This window comes from Sorangium sp. So ce1153, from assembly GCF_051521595.1.
Lineage (GTDB): Bacteria > Myxococcota_A > Polyangia > Polyangiales > Polyangiaceae > Sorangium.
Genome location: NZ_CP150361.1, coordinates 1065226 through 1086569, shown reverse-complemented (window position 1 = coordinate 1086569; position 21344 = coordinate 1065226). Strand labels below are relative to the sequence as shown.

Below are 21344 nucleotides of genomic sequence, written 5' to 3'. Positions count from 1 at the left end.
CAGCAGATCAGGCCTGAAATCATCGAGTGTGAGCACAATGAGGCCTCGTCCTTTCGTTCTCGCGTTGTCTCGTCCTTTTGTTCTCGCGCTGTCTGGATAACGCGCGCAGAGCGCATAGCGGGTTGAGTTTCCGAGAAGGGACATAAAGCCCGAGCGGCAGCGGCTAACCTCGGCTCGCGAGGTGGTGTCGCAGGCGATCCGCGAGCACGCGCACGTGCGGGTGGCTCATGATCGTCAGGTGATCTCCGGGGACGAGCTCGAGGGAGACGGCCCCGCGCGCGTACGGCTGCCAGCCCCAGGTCGGATCGGCGCGCCGCGCCTCCGGGATCTCCTCGGCGCCCGGATTGAGCTCGGTCGCCCTGAAGAGCGCGATCGGCACCGGCCTACCCGGCGGACGCCGGTAATCCATCTGCGCCTGCGTGCGGTACACCTCGACAAGCCCCCGGGTCTGCTGCCGCTCGGCTCCGGCAGGGACCACCCCGGCCGACTGCAGGGCCTCGGACAGCCGATCGAGCTGCTCGTCCCAGGACAGCCGGGCCAGCGCGTCGCGCGACAGGCCGAACGACCGGTTCCACAGCTGCCCGATGATGTCCGCGATCGCCAGGATCCAGTCCGGCCCGGTCCAGGCCTGGAAGGCGGCGAGATCCCGCTCGCTCGGCGCCACGGTGTCGAGGACGGTGAGCAGCGCGACCTCCTCGCCGAGATCCATGAGCTGCTGCGCGAGCTCGTAGGCGACCCAGCTCCCGAAGGAGTGCCCGCCGAGGTAGTACGGGCCGCGGGGCTGGACGGCGCGGATCGGCTCGAGGTAGCCGGCGGCGATGTCGGCCACGCTCGCGCGGGGCGGCTCGAGCCCGTCGAGACCCACGGCCTGCAGGCCATAGAAGGGGCGGCCCGAGGGCTCGAGCAGGGTCGCCAGCGCGTGGAAGTAGAGGACGTGGCCGCCGGTGCCAGGGACGAAGAACAGCGGTCGCTCGCTGCCCCGCGGCTGGATGGGGACGACGGGCGACGCGACGACCGGCCGCTCAGGTCCCTCGAGGTGCTCCGCCAGCCGGGCCACCGTGGGGGCCTGCAGGAAGAGCGCCGGCGAGATCGGCTTCCCGAGCTCGGCGTGGATCGTGGCCGCCAGGCGGACGGCCAGCAGCGAGTCGCCGCCCAGATCGAAGAAGTCGTCCCGCACGCCGACCGCCTCGAACCCGAGGAGCGCGCCGAAGATGCTGGCCAGCCGGCCCTCGAGCTCGGTCCGGGGCGCGACGAACAGCGTGCTCATCTCGGGGCGGGGATGGAGCGCGCGGGCCTCGCCCGAGGGCTGGCTCGTCGTCGCCTCCTGCCGCCGCAGCCACTGCCCGATCCGGGCCTCCAGCGCGCCGACCGCGACGACGACCTGGCCCGCGCCGGCCCGACGGAGGGCGCGATCGAACGCCTCGGCGCCCTCGTCGGGGGTCATGGCGAGCTCGGTCGCACCAGGCGCCTCGTCGAAGCTCCAGGCGTCCCAGTTCATCGAGAGCCACCGCCCGCGGTGGGCGCGGCCGCGCATCTGGACAAACGCGTCCATGAACCGGTTCGCCGCGGCGTACGGGCCGAGCCCGAGGCCGCCGAGGATCGCCGACGTCGACGAGAGCAGGACGCAGAAGTCCAGGTCGCGATCGCGCAGCAGCGCGTCGAGCACGTAGGTCCCGAGCACCTTGGGCCGGAACTGGGCCTCGCACGCCGCCCGGTCGGCCTGGTCGAGCGGGACCATGAACGTGCCGTCCCCGCGGGTGCCGGCCGCGTGCACGACGCCGTGCAGAGCGCCGAAGCGCGCGTCCACGGCCTCGAGGGCCGCGCGCATCGCGCGCTCGTCGGCGACGTCGGCCTCCAGCACGAGGACCTCGCCGCCGAGCGCCTCGATCTCCCGGAGCGCGCGGATCCTGAGGCTCGTGGGGTCGGACGCGCCGCGCTCGGCGATCAGGCTGTCCCACCGGGACCGGTCCGGGAACGCGGTGCGCGCGACGAGCGCGAGCCGCGCGTTCGCCGCCTGCGCCAGGTGCCGCGCCAGGCAGAGGCCGATGCGGCCGAGGCCGCCCGTGATCAGGTAGACGCCGCGCGGGCGGAGCTCGCGAACCTCGGGATCGCTGGCCTGCAGGCGGACGGGCTCGTACGACGGGACGAGGCGCTGCCGGCCCCGGTACGCGACGGACGGCTCGAGATCGCCGCGCAGGATCTCCGCGAGCAGCGCGCCGGTGAGGTCCGCTTCGTCGCGGCTCCCCTCCTCGGGCAGCTCGACCTCGACGCTCTGGCAGAGCAGGTTCGGGTGCTCCTGGGGGATCACGTGGGCGAGCGCGAGGAGCGGCGCCTTCTCGGCGCACACCCGGTCGCCGCCCTGCGCGTCGAAGAGGCGATCGGCGACGACGGAGAGCCGGCACGAGGAGGCCCGCGCCGACGACGAGAGGGCCTGCGCGAGGGCGAGCAGGCTGTAGAAGCCCGCCTCCTGGCACGCCTCGAACAGCGCCGGGCCGGGGTCCGCCGCCGCGCCGCGCGAGCAGCTCCACAGGTGGAGGATCCGGTCCGGCGCCCGATCCCCGAGCGCCTCGAGCAGCCTCCGGTGGTCGTCGGGCGACGAGGGGCGGAGCGCGAACTCGCGGTCGCCGCGCTGCGCGAAGGACGCGCCGGCGAACGCCGTGAAGACCTCCTGGCCGGCCTCCTCGAGGCGCGCGGCGATGCGCCGGCCGAGCCCGGAGCCGTCCGCGAGGAGCAGCCAGCGGTGCGGCTCCGCCCGCAGCGCGTCGAGGCCGGGCGGCCTCGGCGCGAGGGCGGGCTTCCACGCGGGAAGGTAGAACCAGTCCTCGATCTCGAGGCTCTTCTGCGCGCCGCCCGCGCGCCGCTCCGCGCCGTGCCGGAGCACGGGCTTGTCGACCCAGTAGCGCTGGCGCTCGAAGGGGTACGTCGGCAGGGGGAGCCGGCGCCGGCCCTCGGCGGCGCGCGCCGTCCAGTCGATCTTGGCCCCCGAGAGCCACAGCCGGCCGAGGCTGCTCGCGACGAAGTGCGTCTCCGAGCCCGGATCGCCCGGCAGGGGGCGCTGGTCGCCGCGCCCCGGGAGCGATGCCAGGACGAGCGGCCGCTGCCCCTCGACCGGCAGCCGCCGGACGAGCCCGCCCAGCGCGCGCCCAGGGCCGACCTCGAGGAGGATCAGGTCAGGGACGGACATCACCGTCCGCAGGCCCTCGGCGAAATCGACCGTCTCGCGGAGGTGCCGCACCCAGTAGTCCACCGAGGTGGCCTCCTCGGCGGTGATCCAGCCGCCGGTCACGTTCGAGGCGAACGGGATCCGAGGCGCGCGGAGCGGGATCTTCCGGAGCTCCGCCGCGAACGCCGCGAGGACGGGGTCCATCATGCGGGAGTGGAAGGCGTGGGAGGTGCGGAGCTTGCGGCTCTCCACCCCGCGCGCGGCGAGATCGGCGTGGAGCCGATCGATCACCTCCGTGGGACCGGCGACCACGCACTGCGCCGGGCCGTTGATCGTCGCCAGCGAGAGCTCGGGGCCGAGGAGCGCGCGGCTCTCGACGTCGCGCGCGGCGAGCGACACGGCCAGCATGCTCCCCGGGGGCAACGACTGGATGAGGCGCCCGCGCGCGGCGACGAGGGCGAGGGCGTCCGCGAGCTCGATCACCCCGGCCAGCGTCGCGGCCACGTACTCGCCGATGCTGTGGCCGATCATCGCCTCCGGGCGGACGCCCCAGGACATCCAGAGCTGGGCGAGCGCGTACTCGATCGTGAACAGGGCCGGCTGGGTGAGGCGGGTCTCGGCGAGATCGAGGTCCGCCTGCGCGAGGCCGCCGGCGGGCGGGAAGAGGACCTGCCGGAGGTCGAGGCCGAGCAGCGGCGCGAGCGCCTCGGCGCAGCGATCCACGGCCTCGCGGAAGCGCGGCTCGGCGTCGTAGAGCTCCCTGCCCATCCCCGCGTACTGCGACCCCTGCCCCGGGAACAGGAACGCGACCGCCCGATCGGCGTGCTCCTGCGCCGCGCCCGGGAGCTGCGCGGGCTCCGCGAGCACGGCCGCCGCGCCGGCGAGGTCGCGGCAGACGACGACCTTGCGGTGCGGGTAGCTCCGCCGGCCCACCTGGAGCGTGAACGCGACGTCCGCGAGGTCGAGGTCGGGGCGCTCGCGCAGGTGCCGCGCGAGCGCCGCGGTGAGGCGCGAGAGGCCCGCCTCGGTGCGCGCGGAGAGCGGGAGCACGAAGCAGCCGGGGCCGCGCTCCGCGGGCGCGGGGGCCGGCTCGGGCGGCGGGGCCTCCTCGAGGACGACGTGGGCGTTGGTGCCGCCGATGCCGAACGAGCTCACGCCCGCGCGCCGCGGGGCTCCGCCGTCGACGTTCCAGTCGATGAGGCGGCTGTTCACGAAGAACGGGCTCGACTCGAGGTCGAGCTTCGGGTTCGGTCGCTCGAAGTGCACCGTCGGGGGGATCTCGCGGTGCTTCAGCGCGAGCACGGTCTTGAGGAGGCCCGCGATGCCCGCGCCGGCGTCGAGGTGGCCGATGTTCGTCTTGACCGAGCCGATCGCGCAGAAGCCGCGGCGGTCCGTGGCGGGGCGCGTGGCCTCGGTGAGCGCGGCGAGCTCGATCGGATCGCCGAGCGGCGTCCCGGTGCCGTGCGCCTCGACGTAGGTGATGCTGGCCGGGTCGACGCCGGCCGCGGCGCGGGCCGCGGCGATGACGGCCGCCTGGCCGCTCACGCTGGGCGCGGTGAAGCCGACCTTGCGCGCGCCGTCGTTGTTGACGGCCGAGCCGAGGATCACCGCGTGGATGGTGTCGCCGTCGCGCACGGCGTCCGAGAGCCGCTTGAGCGCGACCACGCCCGCGCCGCTGCCCCACACGGTGCCCTGCGCGCGCGCGTCGAACGCGCGGCAGCGCCCGTCGGGCGAGGCCACCATGCCGTCCTCGTACAGGTAGCCGATGCGGTCCTGCACGCACACGCCGCCGGCGAGGGCCATGTCGCACTCGCCGCCGATCAGGCTCCGGCAGGCCATGTGGACCGCCACGAGCGACGAGGAGCACGCCGTCTGCACGCTCACGCTCGGGCCGGTGAGGTTGAACGTGTAGGACACGCGCGTGGGCAGGTAGTCCTTGTCGCTGCCGATCATCGCGAGGTAATGGGCGTCGGCGCCGGCGCCCTCGGGCGCGACGGCGAGGTTCACGAGGTAGTAGACGCTCTGGCTCGCGCTCGCGAAGACGCCGACCGGGAACGGGAGCTGGCTCGAGCCGTACCCCGCGTCCTCGAGCGCGCCCCACGCGACCTCCAGGAAGATCCGCTGCTGCGGATCCATGAGCGCGGCCTCCCGCGGGGAGAAGCCGAAGAAGCCCGCGTCGAAGCTCCCGACGTCGTCGAGCACGCCGCGCGCGCGCACGTAGCGCGGGTCGCGGAGCAGCCGGCGCGGCACCCCCCCGGCGAGGAGCTCCTCGTCCGAGAAGACCTCGATGCAGTCGACCCCGTCCCGGAGGTTGCGCCAGAACTCGCCGAGGTCGCGCGACCTCGGGAACCGGCCAGCCATGCCCACGATGGCGATGCGCTCGTCGGAGGTGCCCACGGAGCGCGCTGGCGCGGCCGCCGGGGCCTTCGCCTCCTCGTCGCGGCGCAGGCGCTCGGCCAGGGTCCGGATGGTCGGGTAACGGAACAGGTCGACGAGGGCGAGCGACGGATCGAGCTCGCGCCGGAGCCGGGCGTGGAGCTGGGTCAGGAGCAGCGAGTGGCCGCCGAGGTCGAAGAAGCTGTCGTCGATGCCGACGCGCTCCACGCGCAGGAGCTCGCTCCAGATCTCGGCGAGCTGCTGCTCGATCTTCGTGCGCGTGGGCACGAACGCGGCCGCCCGGTCGGCCCTCTGGGCCGCGGGGGCCGGCAGGGCCTTGCGGTCGATCTTGCCGTTCGGCGTGAGCGGGAGCGCGGGGAGCTCGACGAAGAGCGACGGGGTCATCGCCTCGGGCAGGCGCTCCTTGAGCCAGCTCCGCAGCGCCTCGGGCGCGAGCGCGCCGTCTCGCGGCACGACGTAGGCCGTGAGGCGCGCGTCGTCGGCGTGGATCTGGCGGAGCGCGACGGCGCACTCGCGCACCCCGGGGTGCTTGGCGAGCACCGACTCGATCTCGCCGAGCTCGATGCGGTGGCCGCGCACCTTGACCTGCTGGTCGAGGCGGCCGAGGAACTCGAGGGTGCCGTCGGCCCGGTACCGCGCGAGATCCCCGGTGCGGTACATCCGGGCGCCGGGCGCCGGGCCGAACGGCTCGGGGACGAACCGCTCGGCGGTGAGCCCGGGGCGGCCGAGGTAGCCGCTCGCGACGCCGTCGCCGGCGATGCACAGCTCGCCGGCGACCCCGACGGGCACCGGCTCGCCGCGGCGGTCGATCACGTAGATACGCGTGTTGTCGATGGGCCGGCCGATGGGCTCGACGCCCTCGGCCTCCTCGCCGTCCTCGCGCCGGAGGACGCGGTGCACGGTCGACCAGATCGTGGTCTCGGTCGGGCCGTAGAGGTTCCACACCTCGAGGCCGCGCTGGAGGAGCTGCTCCGAGAGCGGGCGCGGCAGCGCCTCGCCGCCGCAGAGCGCGCGGCGGAGCGGGCCGAGATCGGCGTCCGCGGCGACCAGCATCCGGTAGGTCGCGGGCGTGGCCTGCACGACCGTCGCGCCCGCGTCGCGGATCGCCTGCGCCAGGCGGGAGGGGTCGCGGGCCGCCGCCTGGGACAGGAGGACGACGCGGCCGCCGGCCACGAGCGGCAGGTAGAGCTCGAGCCCCGCGATGTCGAACGAGATGGTGGTGACCGCGAGCAGCACCTCGCCCCGGGCGAGCCCGGGCCGCTCGCGCATCGCGATCAGGAAGTTGAGGAGCGCGCCGTGCGGCACCTCGACGCCCTTGGGGCGGCCCGTGGAGCCCGACGTGTAGAGCACGTAGGCGGGGTCCGCGCCGCCGAGCGCCCGCGGCGGCGCGTCCGCGCGGCGCCCGGCGATCTCGGCCCAGTCGCGGTCGATCAGGACCGCGGGGGCGCCGCTCTCTGGCAGGCCGGGCGCGAGGCGCGCCTCGGTCAGCACGAGCGCGGGCCGGCAGTCCTCGAGCATGAAGGCGAGGCGCTCGGAAGGGTACGCGGGGTCCATTGCCACGTAGGCGCCGGCGGCCTTGAGGACGCCGAGCAAGCCGACGAGCATCGCGAGCGAGCGGTCGACGCAGAAGGCGACCCGGGCGCCCGGCTTGACGCCGAGCTCCGCGAGGTGCCAGGCGAGCTGGTTCGCCCGCTCGTCGAGCGCGCGGTAGGTCAGCGACTCGCCCTCGAACTCGGCCGCGATCGCGTCCGGCTGGGCCTCGACCTGGGCCTCGAAGAGCGAGAGGAAGGTCGCGGCGCCCGGGGAGGCGCGCCCGGTCCGGTTCCACGCCGCGAGCAGCTCGGCGCGCTCCGCGGGCGCGAGCAGCGGGAGATCGTCGACGCGGCGGCCGGGATCGCGGGCCAGCGCCGAGAGGAGCGAGCGGTAGTGGCCGATGAGCCGCTCGATCGTGGCGTCGTCGAAGAGGTCGGTGTTGTACTCGATGGCGCCGGTGAGCTGGTCCCCCGCGGCCTCCATCGAGAGCGTGAGGTCCATGCGCGAGGTCGTCCACGTCGGCTTGAGCCATGACAGCTCGAGGTCCGGCAGGCGGAGCTCGGAAGCGGGGGCGTTCTGCAGGATGAACATCACCTGGAACACCGGGTTCCTGCCGAGGTCGCGGGCGGGCTGGAGCTTCTCGACGAGGTGCTCGAACGGCACGTCCTGGTGGGCGTAGGCGTCGAGGCTGGTCGTGCGCACGGCGGCGATGAGCTCGCGGGCCGTGAGGGCGCCGTGGGGCCGGACGCGCAGCGCGAGCGTGTTGACGAAGCAGCCGATGAGCGGCTCGAGCTCGGCGCGGGTGCGGTTCGCGATCGGCGTGCCGATCGCGAAGTCGTCCTGGCCGCTGTAGCGGTGGAGCAGCGCCGCGAAGCCGGACAGGAGCACCATGAACAGCGTCGCGCCGGCCTCCCGGCCGATCCGCTCGAGGTCGCCCGTGAGCCGCGCGTCGAGCACGAACGACCGGGAGTGCCCGCGGAAGGTCTGGAGCCGCGGCCGCGGCTTGTCCGTGGGGAGCTCCAGGGCGGCGGGCACCCCGGCGAGCTCCTTGCGCCAGTGCTCGAGCTGCGTCGCGAGCAGCGGCCCGGACAGGCGGCGGCGCTGCCACGCCGCGTAGTCGGCGTACCGGACCGGGAGCTCGGGGAGCGCCGCGGGCTGCCCGCTCCGGTGCGCCGCGTAGAGGGCCGACAGCTCGCGCAGGAACACGCCCGACGACCAGGCGTCGAACGCGATGTGGTGCGCCGTGGCGAGGACCGCGTGCCGCGTCGGGCTGATCCGGAGCAGCGTGATCCGGATGGGCGCCTCCCGCTCGAGGTCGAACGGCCGGGACACCTCGGCGGTCGCCTGGCGCGCGAGCTCGAGCTCCTCGTCCTCCTCGTCGGCTTGCGGCTCGAGCGAGCGCTCGACGACGGGGCAGCTGGGGTCGTCGGAGACGACCGGCGTCGGGCGGCCGCCCTCGGTGACGAACCGGGTCCGCAGCACCTCGTGGCGGCGCCAGAGGTCGTCGAGCGCCCGCCGGAGCGCGGCGACGTCGAGCGGACCGTCGAGGAGGACGGGGAGCGGCATGTTGTACGTGCTGCTCGGCCCCTCGAGCTGGTGCAGGAACCAGAGCCGCTGCTGCGAGAACGACAGGGGGATCTCATCGCCCTCCGGCACCCTCGCGATGGCGTCCTGGCTGGCCGCCCGGGCCTGCTGCTCCTCGCGGAGGCAGCGCAGGATCTCCTCCTTGCGCAGCGCGAGCTCGGACTTCAGCTCCGGGGTGAGCGCGCCCTTCGTGGCGCGCAGGCGCAGGCTGTCGCCCTCGATCCAGACGGCGATCTCACGCTTGCGGAGGTGAGAGATGATGTCGGACGCTTCTTTCACAGCGTGAAGTCCTCCTCGTCCTCGCCGGGCCCATCTGGCGGGGGCGATCCGGCGGCGACGATCCCGTCGATGTAGTCGGCGAGCTCCCGGATGGTCGGGTGGCCGAAGAAGTACGGCAGCGGGACGCTCACCTGGAGAGCGTCCTGGATCTTCGTGACGGCGCGGGTCGCGCGCAGCGAGTGCCCGCCGAGGTGGAAGAAGTCGTCCGTGACCGAGGGGCGCTCGACGCCGAGGATCTCCCGCCAGATGTCCGCGAGCCGCTGCTCGGTCGGCGTGCCGGGCGCGACGTACGAGGCCGCCGCGCCGGCCTCGAAGTCCGGCGCCGGCAGGGCGGCGCGGTCCACCTTGCGGTTCAGCGTGAGCGGGAACGACGGGAGCGAGACGTACGCCGCGGGGGCCATGTACGCGGGGAGCCGCTCGCCGAGCCAGGCCCGCAGCGCGTCGGCCTCGACGTCGGCGCCGGGCGCCGGGACGAGGTACGCGACGAGCTGGTCCTCGCCGGCCCGGTCGCGCCGGGCGACGACCACGGCGTCGCCGACGCGCTCGTGCTGCTTGAGGGCCGCCTCGACCTCGCCGAGCTCGATGCGGTGGCCGCGCAGCTTGACCTGGTTGTCGATGCGGCCGATGAACTCGAGCGCGCCGCGCTCGCCGTACCGGACCAGATCCCCGGTCCGGTACATCCGGGCTCCCGGCCGGTCGCCGAACGGATCGGGGACGAACCGCTCCGCCGTCAGCCCGGGCCGGCCCAGGTAGCCGCGCGCCACGCCGTCGCCCGCGATGAAGAGCTCCCCGGGGACGCCCGGCGGCACCGGCTCGAGGTTGCGGTCGAGCAGGTAGATCTCGGTGTTCGCGATCGGCCGGCCGATCGGGCAGACGGCGCCCGGCGCGGCCCCGGGCTCCGCGGCGCGCTCGATGCGCTGGACCGTCGACCAGATCGTCGTCTCCGTCGGACCGTACAGGTTCCAGACCTCGAGGCCCCGGCCGAGCAGCTGCTCGGCGAGGTCCCCCGGCAGCGCCTCGCCGCCGCACAGGGCGCGCTCGAGGCGGCCCGGCTCCCAGGTCTCCTCCAGCAGCATGCGCCACGTCGTGGGCGTCGCCTGCATGACGGTCGCGCCGGACGCGCGCAGCGCGGCCATGAGCTTGCGCGCGTCGCGGGCCGAATCCCGCCCGAGGATCTCGACCCGAGCGCCGGCCACGAGCGGCAGGTAGAGCTCCAGGCCCGCGATGTCGAACGAGATCGTCGTCACGGAGAGGAGCACGTCGCGCGCGGAGAGCCCCGGCGACTCGCGCATCGCGAGGAGGAAGTTGCGCAGGTTCGCGTGGGTGACGCTGACGCCCTTGGGGCGGCCGGTGGAGCCGGACGTGTAGAGCACGTAGGCCGTGTCGTCCGGGCCCGCCGCGCGGCCCGCGGAGGCCGGCGTGCGGACGGGGGCGCCCGGCGGGCCCGGGCGCGCGCCGTCGGCCTCCGAGGGCGCGCCCTCGGCTTCCGCGGGCCGCGCGGCGTCGAGGCACACGGCCTGCGCCCCGGTCTCGGGCAGCCGCTCGAGCAGGTGCGTCTGGGTCAGCACGAGCGGGGCGCCGGCGTCGCGCATCATGAAGGCCAGGCGCTCGGGCGGATAGTCCGTGTCGAGCGGCAGGTAGGCGCCGCCAGCCTCGAGGACGCCGAGCAGCCCGACGACGAGGTCGAGCGAGCGCTCCACGAACACGCCGACGACGACCTCGGGGCCGACGCCCATGCCGCGCAGGCGGTCCGAGAGCGCGCTCGAGCGGCGGCGGAGCTCGGCGTACGTGAGCGCGTCGCCGCCGCTGGAGACGGCCACCGCGTCCGGCGTGCGCCGCGCCTGGGCGGCGATCAGCGCGGGCACGAGGCCCTCGCCGGAGACGTCGCGCCGGGTCTGGTTCGGCGCGACGAGGACCTCGCGCCGCTCGGCCTCGGACAGGAGCGGCAGGCGCGCGAGCGGGGCGTCGGGCCCCCGCGCCATGCCCTCGAGCAGGCGCGCGAGGTGGCCGAGCAGGGCCGCGATGCGCGCGCCGTCGTAGCGCGCCTCGTCGTACGAGAGCCTGAGGAGCAGCGCGTCGCCCGGGGCCGCGAAGAGCGTGAGGGGGTAGTTGGTCCGCTCGAGCGCCTGCACGTCGGTCACCCGCAGGAGGCGCTGCTCGTCCGCCGCCGCCTGGCCCACGGGGTAGTTCTCGAAGACGACGAGGCTGTCGAACAGCGCCTCTCCCGGGGGCACGTCGCTCCAGCGCTGGATGTCGACGAGCGGGCAGTGGGCGTGCGGCTCGCGCGCGACCTGGCGCTCCTGGAGCTCGGCCAGGTACTCGACCACGCGGAGCGCCGGGCGCGGCGCCTCCCGGACCGGCACCGTCGCGATGAAGAGCCCGACCATCGACTCGACGCCGGCGAGGGCGGCGGGGCGGCCGGCGACGGTGGCGCCGAAGACCACGTCCGACTCGCCGCTGTAGCGCCCGAGCAGCACGGCCCAGGCCGCCTGCACGACCACGCTCATCGTGACGCGCGCCGCGCGCGAGAGGCCACGCAGCGCCTCGGTGGTCGCGGCGGAGAGCTGGATCTCCCGGGTGCCGTACGAGCGCCCGGCCGCGTGGGCGGCGCCGCCGGCGCGCTCGACGCCGAGGCGGGTCGGCGCCCGGAAGCCCGCGAGGGTCTCGCGCCAGTACCGCTCCGATGCGGCGGGGTCGCGCTCGGCGAGCCACGCCACGTAGTCGCGGAAGGGGCGAGGGCGGCGGAGATCCAGGTCGAGGCCCTGGACCAGGGCCTCGTAGGCGCGGATCGCCTCGCCGAGGACGATGGGCAGCGACCACCCGTCGAGCAGGAGATGGTGGTGGCTCCAGACGAACTGCCAGCCGTCCGCGAGCCGGAGGAGCGAGAAGCGCATGAGCGGCGGCCGCTCGGGGTCGAACCCGCGCCGGCGGTCGCGCTCGAGGAACCGCTCGAGGGCCGCCGGCTGCTCGGCCGCCGGGAGCTCGCGCCAGTCGAGGATCTCCCACGGCGGGGCGACCTCCCGGAGCACCACCTGGACGGGGTCGTCGTCCCCGAGCTGCAAGAACGCGGTCCGGAGCGCGGCGTGGCGCTCGATCACCGCGGCCCAGGCCTTCCGGAGCACGTCCGGGCTCAGGCCGCCGGAGAGGCGGCAGACGAGCTGCTGGCAGTACGCCCCGGACTCCCGGTCGTAGAGCGTGTGGAACAGCATGCCCTGCTGCACCGGCGAGAGCGGGTAAGCGTCCTCGATCCCCCGTCCCCACCGCGAGAAGAGCTGCGCGAGGACCGGCTCGCGGAGGCGCGCGAGCGGGAAGTCGGACGGCGTGTAGCCGCCCGCTCCCGGCGCGCGGCAGTGGGCGATCACCGCCTCCAGCTCGGCCGTGAAGCCGTCCGCCAGCGCCTCGACGGTGCTGTCGCGGTGCGCCTCGGGGCTGTAGACCCAGGAGACCTCGAGCCGCCCTCCGGTGACGACCGCGTTCACCTCGAGGAGGTAACGCCGCGCCTCGCGCGGGCTGATGCCCGGCCCCGACGGCTCGCGGGCCTCGCGCGCGAGCACCGCGCCGCTCGCGCTCCCGTCGAAGCGGCCGAGGTAGTTGAACGTGATCTGCGCCGGCGCGGCCTGCGCGAGCCGCGCGCGCGCGTCGTCCGGGCCGAGGTACCGGAGGAGCCCGTAGCCGACGCCGTGGCGCGGGATCGCGCGGAGGCGCTCCTTGACCGACCGGAGCGTGGTCGCGATCTCCGCGCCCGGGTCCGCCTCGAGCACGACCGGGAAGGCGGACGTGAACCAGCCGACGGTGCGGGAGGTGTCCACGTCGTCGAACAGGTCCTCGCGCCCGTGCCCCTCCAGGTCGATGCGGAGCGCGCTCCGGCCGACGTGACGCGCCAGGGTGCGCGCGAGCGCCGTGAGCAGGACGTCGTTGATCTGCGTCCGGTAGGCGGCGGCGCTCTCGGAGAGCAGCGCGCGGGTCGCCGCAGCGTCGAGCGAGGCGGTCACGGTCGCCGTCGTGCCGGTGCGCAGCGCGGCGACGTCGACGTCGAAGTCGAGGGGCAGCGCGGCGCTCTCGGCCGAGATCTCGAGCCAGCCCGGGAGCTCGGCGAGGAGGGCGTCCGAGCGCGCGTGCTCGACGAGCCGCGCCGCCCATTCCTGGAACGACGTCGTCTTGGGCCCGAGCTGGATCCGGCCGCCGCGGAGGCGCTGGAGGTAGGCGCTCTCCAGGTCGCCGACCAGGATGCGCCACGAGACGCCGTCCACGACCAGGTGGTGGACGACGAGCAGCAGCCGATCGGGCTCGCCGCCGCCGAGCCGGTAGAGCACCGCCCGGCAGAGCGAGCCCTCGGCCAGGGACAGCGCGGCCTGCGCGCGGGTCGCGCTCGCCTCGAGCGCCGTCCGCTTCGCGTCGAGCGAGGCGAGCTCGCCGAGGTCCTCGACCGCGAGCGGGAACGGCTCCTCCGCCGCGACGATCTCCTGGGTCCACGCCTCGGCCCCGTCCCGGCCGGGCCGGAAGCGGGCGCGCAGGATGTCGTGGTGGAGGCCGAGGTGGCGCAGGGCGTCCGCGAGCGCCGCCGGGTCGAGCGCGCCCACGGCCTCGATGAGGACCGACTGGTTGAAGTGGTGGGGCTCCCGCGGCTTGCCCTCCAGGAACCAGCGCTGGATCGGGGTGAGCGCCACCTGGCCCGTGAGCTCGCCCTGGTCGGCGCTCACGCGCCGGCCGGCGACGGCCACCGCGGCCAGCTCCGCCACGGTCTGGTGCTGGAACAGCTGCTTGACGGTGAGGCCGAGGCCCGCCTGCTTGGCGCGGCTCACGACCTGGATGCTGATGATCGAGTCGCCGCCGAGCGCGAAGAAGTTGTCGAGCACGCCGACGTCCGGGGCGCCCAGCACGTCGGCCCAGATGCGCGCGAGGATCGCCTCGTTCGGGGTGCGCGGCGCCACGTGGTCCGCCGCGCGCACGGCGTCGCCCGGGCTCGGCAGCGCCCCGCGGTCGACCTTGCCGTTCGGGGTGAGCGGCATGGCCCCGAGGACCACGCAGACGCCCGGCACCATGTGCGCGGGGAGGTGTCCCTGCAGGTGCCGCCGGAGCGCCTCGCCGTCGACGCTCGAGCCCCCGGCGAGCGCCGCGTACGCCACGAGGCGCCGCTGCCCCGGCCGGTCCTCCCGCACGACCACCACGGCCTGCGCCACGTCGGGGTGCCCGGAAAGCGCCGCCTCGATCTCGCCGAGCTCGATCCGGTTTCCGTGCAGCTTGATCTGGTGATCCGTGCGCCCGAGGAACTCGATGCGGCCGCGCTCGCGGTAGCGGGCGAGATCGCCGGTCCGGTACATGCGGGCGCCCGGCTCCTTCGCGTGCGGATCGGGGAGGAACCGCTCGGCCGTCACCCCGGGCTGCCCGAGGTAACCGCGCGCGACCTGGACGCCGCCTACGTAGATCTCGCCGGCGACGCCGGTCGGGACGGGCTCCAGGTGCTCGTCGAGGATGTACACGCGCGCGTTGGGGACCGGGCGGCCGATGTGCGCGACGATGTCGTCGGGGCCGATCTCGCCGATGGTGGCGGAGACCGTCGTCTCGGTCGGGCCGTACGCGTTGAAGAGGCGCCGGCCGCTCCGCCAGCGCTGGAGCACGTCCATCGGGCACGACTCGCCGCCGACGACGACCGCGCGGAGCTCCGGCAGCTCGCGGCGCGGCAGGCCGACGAGGAGCGAGGCCGGGATCTGGAGGTGGGTGATGCGCTGCGCGGCGAGCCGCTCGACGAGGCCTTCGCCCGGCGCGCGCTCCTCCTGGGAAGAGACGCAGAGCGCGGCGCCGCAGAGCAGCGCCATCACGACGTCCGAGGTCGCCACGTCGAAGCTGAGCGACACGAGCTGGAGGAGCCGGCTCCCGGCGTCGATCCCGTACTGCTCGAGCTGGGCCCGCGCGAGGTTGCAGATCGCCCGGTGCGAGACCCCGACCCCCTTGGGCCGGCCGGTGGACCCCGACGTGTAGATCACGTAGGCCAGGTTGTCCGGCAGCGCCGCCGCGCGCGGCGCGCCCGCGCCGCTGTCGCCGTCCGCGTCGATCAGCACGGCGTCCGCGTCGATCAGCACGGCGTCGCAGCGCGAGGGCAGGCCGTCCGCGAGGTGCCGCTCGGTGAGGACCACGGGCGCCCGGCTGTCGTCGAGCATGAACGCGATGCGCTCCGCCGGGTAGCGCGGGTCGATCGGCAGGTAGGCCCCGCCCGCCTTGAGGATCGCGAGGAGCCCGACCACCTGCTCCGTCGGGTCCTCGACGAACAGCCCGACCAGGACCTCCGGGCCGACCCCCGCCGCCTGCAGCCGCGCCGCGAGCCGGTCCGACCGCCGGTCGAGCTCGGCGTACGTCAGCGCGCCGCTCGTCGCGACGATCGCCGGCGCGTCCGGGGCGCGCCGCGCCTGACGCGAGAACAGCGCGTGCACCGTCTCCGGGCCGTCGTGAGCGCGCCGCTCGCCGCTGAGATCCCCGAGCAGCGCGCCTCGCTCGGCGTCCGCGATCATCGGGAGCCGGCTCACCGGGACGCCGGGGCGCGCGACCATGGCCGCGAGGAGCGCCGTGAGGTGCGAGACCATGCGCTCGGCGGTCGCGTCGTCGAAGAGGTCGGTGTTGTACTCCAGGCCCGCCCGCAGCGCGCGGTCGGTCTCTTCCATCGACAGCGTGAGGTCGAAGCGGGCGATCGGCGAGTCGATCTCGAAGTCCGCGACCTCCACGCCCGCCAGCCCGAGCTGCGACAGCGGGGCGTTCTGGAGGATGAACATCGCCTGGAAGAGCGGCGTGTGACGGAGGTCGCGCTCGATCTGGAGCTCCTCCACGAGGCTCTCGAAGGGGATGTCCTGGTGGTCGTGGGCCTCGAGGCTCGAGGCGCGGACCCGCGCGAGGAGCTCGGTCGTCGAGGGGTCGCCGCCGAGGTCGACCCTGAGGGCGAGCGTGTTGACGAAGAAGCCGATGAGCGGCTCCAGCTCGCTGCGGGTCCGGTTCGCGATGGGGGTGCCCACCACGAGATCCCGCTGGCCGCTGTAGCGCGACAGGAACGCCGCGAAGCCAGAGAGCAGGGTCATGAACAGCGTGGCGCCGCTCGCCCGCGACAGCTCGCGCAGGCCGCGCGTCAGCGCCGCGTCGAGCTCGAACTTCAGCGTCCGCCCGCGGAAGGTCTGGACCGCGGGCCGGGGCCGGTCGGTGCGCAGCTCGAGGACCCGCGGCGCGCCGGCCAGGCGGCCGCGCCAGTGATCGACCTGGCGCGCGCGCGCCTCGCCCTCGAGCCACGCGCGCTGCCAGCGGGCGTAGTCGGCGTACTGGACGGTGAGCTCGGGCAGGGGCGACGCCTCGCCGCGCGCGAAGACGCCGTAGAGCTCGCTGAGCTCCCGCAGGAAGATGCGGATCGACCACTCGTCCGTGGCGATGTGGTGCGCCGAGATCACGAGGACGTGGTCGCGCTCGCCGAGCCGCAGGAGGTGCGCCCGGATCGGCGGCTCCCCGGCCAGGTCGAAGGGGCGGTGCGCCAGCGCGACGGCCCGCGCGCGCGCCTCGTCCTCCCCGCCGGCGACGTCCTCGAGGGAGAAGGGGCAGCGCGCGTCGTCGGACACGACCTGCACCGCCTGCCCGTCCACCTCGACGATCCGGGTGCGCAGGACGTCGTGGCGCCGGACGATCTCGTCGAACGCCCGCCCGAGCGCGCCGGCGTCGAGCGCGCCGCGGAGCCGCAGGGAGCCGAACAGGTTGTAGGTCGCGCTCGGCCCCTCCAGCCGGTCCAGGAACCAGAGCCGCTGCTGCGAGAACGACAGCGGCGCGGCGCCGGGCGCCGCCGTGCGCCGCACGGGCAGCGCGGGGGCGGCCGCCGCGGGCTCCCGCGCGCGGAGCTCTCTCGCGAGCGCCTGCACCGTCCGCGCCTCGAACAGCGAGCGCAGCGGCAGCTCGATCCCGAAGGCGTCGCGGATCCGGGAGATGACCTGGGTCGCGAGCAGCGAGTGGCCGCCCAGATCGAAGAAGTCGGAGGTGACGCCGACGCTGCCCACGCCGAGCGCCTCGGCCCAGATCGTCGCGAGGCGCGCCTCGTCCTCGGTGCTGGGCGCGACCTGCTCGGCCGCGCGCGCCTTCTGGTCCGGCGCGGGCAGGGCCTTGCGATCGACCTTGCCGTTCGGGGTGAGCGGGAACGCGTCGAGGCGCACGTACCTGGACGGGACCATGTACGCGGGCAGGTGCCGCTCGAGGTGCGCGCGGAGGCCCTGCACGAGCGCGCGCTCCCGCCGCCCCGCCAGCGGATCGTTGGCGAGCGCCTCGGATCCGGCGGCCGCGCAGCGCGGCCAGCCGCCGAGGATAGACAGCGCGCTCGACGGCGCGCTTCCCCGGCGGAAGAGGGCGTCGAACCGCGCCCTCGGGTCCGACCCGGACCACGCGATCTCCACCGCGTACCCCAGCGACTCGCCCAGCCGGAAGACGTCCTCGGGGTCCACGCCGGGCGCCGGCTGGGCCGCGAGCGACGCCCGCAGGGCGCCGGCCGTGGGCTCGGCGCCCGCGCCCTCGAGCCACGCCATGACCCGGGCGTCGTCCGCGACGCGCGCGTTGGGGAGGCCCTCGACGATCACGGCGTCCGGCGCCTTCCCGGCGAGGAGGCTCTCCAGCCCGTCGCGCGGCGAGGCCCAGCGCGAGGCGTCGATGGCGTCGACGGTGGACGGCGCGCGCTGCGCGGCGCCCGGCCGGCCCTTGCGGAGCACGACGTCGTACCGGAACTTGCTCATCTCGTTCCAGCGCGCGCCGCGCCGGAGCTGGATCTCGACGCCCGCGAGCCCGCCCAGCCGCTCCGGCAGGGACGCGAAGAACGCGGGGTGGATGAGGAGCTCCTGCTCGTGGGCGACCTGGCGCTGCACCGCCGCGCGGATCTCGTCGCGCGACGCGCCCGGGCTCGCGCGGTGGAGCTGCACGGAGGCGTGCTGCATGCCGAGGTGCAGGAGGCTCCGCACGTCGCCGAGCACGATCGCGCCGCCGTCGTCGAGCAGCGCGAGCGCCTGCTCGATCACGTGCGCCAGGTAGTCGAGGCTCGGGAAGTACTGGATGACGGAGTTGAGGACGATCGCGTCGAACCCGCGCTCGCCCAGCTGGTCGAGCTCGGTGGCGGCGCCGCGCGCGAGGCGCACGTGCGCGAGGCCGCGCTCCTCGACCTTGGCCGCGAGCTGCTCGAGCACGACGGCCGAGAAGTCGACGCCGACGTAGCGCTGCGCGTGCGGCGCGACGCGGAGCAGGATCATGCCGGTCCCGCACCCCACCTCGAGCACCCGCGCCGGGCCGAGCGCGAGGATCCGCCCCGCGGTCGCCTCGGTCCACTCGCGCATTTCTTCGGCCGGCAAGAGCTCGCCGGTGTAGCTGCTCTTCCACCCGACGGTGTCGAGCGCCGCCGGCGCCGCCTCCCGGTCCTCCCGGTAGGTCTCGTTCCAGATGGTCTGCCACTCGCCGGTGAGCTGCTCGCGGAGCTCGGACCCCTGCTCGCTCCGGGCGACGAACGCCGGATCCTCGACGACGTAGGCGACGAGCTCCTTGTGCGCGAGGCCTGCGTCGCGGCAGACGACGGCGCTCGCCTTCACCGCGGGGTGCTGGTCGAGGACGGCCTCGATCTCCCCGGTCTCGATGCGGTAGCCGCGCAGCTTGATCTGGTTGTCCGCCCGGCCCAGGAAGTCCACCGCGCCGTCGGGGCGGAAGCGGGCGAGGTCGCCCGTGCGGTAGAGGCGCGCGCCGGGGACGCCGCCGAAGGGATCAGGGACGAACCGCTCGGCGGTCAGGGCGGGGCGGTTGAGGTAGCCGATCGAGAGCCCGTCGCCGCCGATGTAGAGCTCGCCGGGCACGCCGATCGGGACGGGGCGCCCGTCGCGATCGAGCAGGTAGATCTGCGTGTTGGCGATGGGCCGGCCGATGGGGCACGCGGCGTCGGCGCTCCGCCCGTCGCGGGGCGCCGGGCGCACGCGGGACGCGGCGGACCAGATGGTCGTCTCCGTCGGGCCGTAGAGGTTCCAGACCTCGGCGCCGGTGCGGAGCAGCCGCTCGGCGAGCTCGCGCGGCAGCGCCTCGCCGCCGCAGAGGATCTTCCGCAGCGCGCCCGGCGCGAGGCCCGCCTCGAGGAGCGACCACCACGTCGCCGGCGTCGCCTGCATGCACGTGGCGCCCGACCGCTTCAGGGTCGCGAGGAGCGCGACCCCGTCGGACGCCACCTCGCGCGACACGAGCTCCACGCTCGCGCCGACGCACAGGGGCAGGTAGAGCTCCAGGCCGGCGATGTCGAAGGAGACGGTCGTCACCGCGAGCAGCCGGTCCTCCGGCGACAGCCCCGGCTCGCGCGCCATCGACAGGAGGAAGTTGCCGAGGGCGCGGTGCGTGACCTGCACCCCCTTCGGCTTGCCGGTCGAGCCCGACGTGTAGAGGACGTAGGCGCGGTCGTCCGCCTGGGCGCCCCGCGGCCGCTCCGCCGGGGCAGCCTCGATCGCCGCCCGCTCGCGGTCGAGGACGACGAGGGTCGCCGCGCTCGGCGGCAGCGCCGAGGCCAGGCGCTCCTCGGTCAGGGCGACCGGGGCGCCGGAGTCCTCGAGCATGAACGAGAGCCGATCGTGCGGGTAGGAGGGGTCCATCGGCACGTAGGCCCCGCCTGCCTTCTGGATGGCGAGCAGCGCGACCAGGAGGTCGAGCGAGCGGTCGAGGAAGACCGCCACGAGCGTCCCCTGCCCCACGCCGAGCCCCGCGAGGTGCGCCGCGAGCTGGTTCGCGCGCGCGTCGAGCGCGCGGTAGGTCAGGCTCTGCCCCTCGAACCGGGCCGCGATCGCGTCGGGCGTCCGCTCGACCTGCGCCTCGAACAGCGCGGGCGCCGTCCCCGGCCCCGCGTGCTCGACGCGCGTCTCGTTCCACGCGACGAGGCACTGCGCCCGCTCTGCGGGATCGAGGATCGGGAGATCCGAGATGCGGCGGTCGGGCCCGGACCCGAGCGCCTCGAGGAGGGTCCGGTAGTGGACGACGAAGCGCGCGATCGTCGCCTCGTCGAACAGGTCCGTGTTGTATTCCACCGCCCCGGCGAGCCCGTCCTCCTTCTCCTGGATGAACAGCGTCATGTCGAACATCGACGTGCCCGTGTCCGGGTCGAAGATCGACAGCTTGAGGTCGGCGAGCTGCGTCTCGTCCGCCTGCGCGTTCTGCAGGACGAACATGACCTGGAAGACGGGCGAGTGGCTCAGGTTCCGCTCGGGCTTGATCTCCTCGACCAGGAGCTCGAAGGGCAGCTCCTGGTGGGCGTAGGCGCCGACGCACGCCTCGCGGACGCGCGCGAGCAGCTCGCGGACCGTGGGGCGCCCGGCGAGGTCGATCCGCATCGCGAGCGTGTTGACGAAGAAGCCGATGAGCGGCTCGAGCTCCTTGCGCGGGCGGTTGGCGCTCGGCGAGCCGATGACGACGTCCGCCTGGTGGCTGTAGCGGGACAGCACGACCGCGAACCCGGACAGGAGGGTCATGAACAGCGTCGCGCCGGTCTCCCGGCAGAGCGCCGAGAGCCGGTCGCGGAGGGCGCGATCGAGGTGGAACCGGAGCGTGCGCCCGTGGAAGGTCTGCGCCGGCGGGCGCGGCCGGTCGAACGGCAGGTCGAGGGTCGCCGGCGCGTCCTTCAGCTGGGCCTTCCAGTACGCGATCGCCGGCGCGAGCCGCTCGCGCGAGAGCGAGCCCTGCTGCCAGCAGGCGTAATCGGCGTACTGGATGGGCAGCGGCGGCAGCTCGGGCTGCCTGCCGTTCGCGTAGGCCTCGTAGAGCGCGCACAGCTCCCGGAAGAAGACCGCGATCGACCAGCCGTCCGAGACGATGTGGTGCACCGCGAGCAGGAGCACGTGGACGTCGTCGCGCAGGCGCAGCAGGGTCGTGCGGGAGAGCGTCCCCGCGAGGTCGAACGGGCTCCGGAGGTGCTCCGTCGCGAGCCGGCGCACCTCGGTCTCCTGCGTCTCCGCGGGGAGCGCCTCGAGCGAGACCCTCTCGAGCTCGCAGCGAGCGTCGGGGGAGATGAGCTGGACCGGCTTGCCGTCCCGCGCGACGAAGCGCGTGCGGAGCGCCTCGTGGCGCCGGACGATCTCGAGGAGCGCGCGCTCGAGCGCCGCCGCGTCCAGCGGCCCTTCCAGCCGCATGGCGCCGCCCATGTTGTAGGTGGCGCTCTTGCCGTCGAGCTGGTCGAGGAACCAGAGCCGCTGCTGCGACGCGGACAGCGGCGGCGCCTCGCCGGGCGGCCGGGGGCCGATCGCGTCCTGCGGGGCCGCGCTCGGCCGCGGCTTCGGCAGCGGCTTCTGCATCAGCTTCTGGAGCAGGGCTCGCTTCGCCGGAGAGAGGGCGTCGAGCCGCTCGCGCGCGTCTTGGTTGGTCTTCATCGAGGCAC

2 protein-coding genes are annotated in these 21344 nt (G+C 74.8%); both read right to left on the bottom strand.

From position 1 onward, the window contains the following. Positions 1–163 precede the first annotated feature (163 nt). Positions 164–8956: an amino acid adenylation domain-containing protein gene (locus tag WME85_RS03735; protein WP_437835307.1), complete on the bottom strand. Its 8793-nt coding sequence runs from the start codon at positions 8954–8956 to the stop codon at positions 164–166. Further along, positions 8953–21336: an amino acid adenylation domain-containing protein gene (locus WME85_RS03730; protein WP_437835306.1), complete on the bottom strand. Its 12384-nt coding sequence runs from the start codon at positions 21334–21336 to the stop codon at positions 8953–8955. Before WME85_RS03730 ends, WME85_RS03735 begins: the two co-directional genes overlap by 4 nt. Positions 21337–21344: the final 8 nt, after the last annotated feature.

What these genes read in the sequence shown, in the direction of transcription:
- WME85_RS03730 (WP_437835306.1), bottom strand. Translation starts at nt 21,336, where the DNA reads ATGAAGACCAACCAAGACGCGCGCGAGCGGCTCGACGCCCTCTCTCCG.